General features: G+C 43.2%; 3 protein-coding genes and 1 pseudogene. All 4 read left to right on the forward strand.

All coding sequences use genetic code 11. The annotated features are described in order from the left end of the window. Positions 1–47 precede the first annotated feature (47 nt). A complete protein-coding gene (locus CK510_RS30190) occupies positions 48–653 on the forward strand; it encodes a hypothetical protein (protein WP_211293364.1) in 606 nt (201 codons plus the stop codon). Between the two features lie 8 nt (positions 654–661). Next, positions 662–925 carry a hypothetical protein gene (locus tag CK510_RS30195; RefSeq protein ID WP_095725094.1) on the forward strand — a complete coding sequence of 88 codons (264 nt, stop codon included), beginning with the start codon at positions 662–664 and terminating at the stop codon, positions 923–925. Beyond that, complete coding sequence (locus tag CK510_RS30200) at positions 909–1139, forward strand: hypothetical protein (RefSeq protein WP_095725095.1); 231 nt, start codon at positions 909–911, stop codon at positions 1137–1139. The genes CK510_RS30195 and CK510_RS30200 overlap by 17 nt, the downstream gene beginning before the upstream one ends. Beyond that, positions 1139–1548, forward strand: a pseudogene (locus CK510_RS30205) (phage terminase large subunit family protein); the annotation flags it as partial. The gene CK510_RS30200 and the pseudogene CK510_RS30205, both read left to right, overlap by 1 nt.

The following is a 1548-nucleotide window of genomic DNA, read 5'->3' on the forward strand; positions in this document are numbered from 1 at the left end:
GCAAGCAAACGAAATTGTCCAAGCAGTAATCAAGAGGATTGAACGTCATGAAGCATATAAATCAGCTAGCACAACAGTTACAAATTTCGCCTGAAACAGTTCGCAATATCTGTCAAATTCTAGATTTAGAAATTGCTGGAGATACGATTAGTGAACAAGTCGAATCTCAGTTAGCTAATTTAAAAACTGCTGCAACTAAGGAAAATATGTCTATGGAAGAAGCAGCACGACATTTGTTGGAGATGCGGGAAACTGGTTCCGAGTCGTTACACGAACGCAGTTTTAACAAACGCGAGTACATTAAACAGCGTTTTGGTGTCGATCCAGAAACAGCAGCACCAGATAGTTTTGTGGGAATGCTTTACCAAGATACCCATCGCGGTACTCAGTTGGGAGAACTGCGTCATAAAGTAGTGCTGGAAACTTCAACACTCGCTCTGGAAGAATTTGTATTTAACGGAACTGGAGGAAGTGCGATCGCTAACGAATACACTCAAGCTCAAGAACGTATAAATTCGCGCATAGATAACGATTTTTTTGCCAAAGTCAACTGGGGGGAAGGCAGTCATCCGTTGTTAGTCGGTACTTCGACACAGCAGCCGAAACAGTTGAAGTCCTCGCAGACGAAAACCGGGCAATCTCAGAAGAAGTAGTAAATCAAATGCTACCGATTTGTTACCAATTTCGAGATGAAAGCTTATTGCAAATGCGGAAGAATGCAACTCTGGCAATAAGTATAAATCTTCTTTCGACTGTTGCTGGAACGGTTGTTGGAACATGGGTAGCAATTCCCCCAACTCAAGAAAGGCAGGAAATTAATAACTTACAACCGATTTTAATTGGAGTGGGGCTTGGCGAAATCATTGGGTTAATTTTGGCACTATTAGTAATTTGGATACGAGGTGAAAATGAGCGCAGCATTTGATTTTTTGGTCAACACAGCAGGTGGTTTGTTGATGAATCTGGGCGTTTCTGGGATGGTAGGGCAATTGATGGGAGTGGGCGCAACCCTCGCCCTACATCCATTGTTGTTGTTAACCGGAATAATTGTGGGTGGTACAGGAATTGCGATCGCCCGCGAGTTAAACAAACGTCCCCATCTGTATTTAATAGTGGATAATACAGGCGAGGTTTGGTAATGTTTAGTGCAAAACCGTTGCGGGACAATAAACAGCCATTGCGAAAAAAAGTAAATGTCCCGTTACTGACAACCTGTGCAACGGTTGGAGCGGTTTCTCTGATTGGAATAGTGGCTTTAACAGTGGGTTGGAAACAGCAAATCCCAACAAATCAATCCAGCGAAGTGCAAAAAGCCAAATCGCAGGTTGCCGAACTTCGGGAGGTTTATTTAGAAAAATTATCCCGCACCGATTACAACATCAATCAATTGGCGAGTTATTCCTCTGAAGGGACACCGACTTTGACCGGTTGGCGACAATTAGCATCTGCGTTGTGGGGACAGCAATTGAAAGGGGAAATTGCAAAGATGCAAAGCGATGATAAGTCAGGGTTTTATCGACTGCACTATATGCCTGCACTAGAGATAGT

It is taken from the genome of Brunnivagina elsteri CCALA 953 (genome assembly GCF_002289455.1).
Taxonomy (GTDB): domain Bacteria; phylum Cyanobacteriota; class Cyanobacteriia; order Cyanobacteriales; family Nostocaceae; genus Brunnivagina; species Brunnivagina elsteri.

Bases quoted from the DNA above. Each gene is read 5' to 3' on its own strand.
- CK510_RS30195 (WP_095725094.1), top strand. From the start codon at position 662: ATGCTACCGATTTGTTACCAATTTCGAGATGAAAGCTTATTGCAAATG.
- CK510_RS30200 (WP_095725095.1), top strand. From the start codon at position 909: ATGAGCGCAGCATTTGATTTTTTGGTCAACACAGCAGGTGGTTTGTTG.
- CK510_RS30190 (WP_211293364.1), top strand. From the start codon at position 48: ATGAAGCATATAAATCAGCTAGCACAACAGTTACAAATTTCGCCTGAA.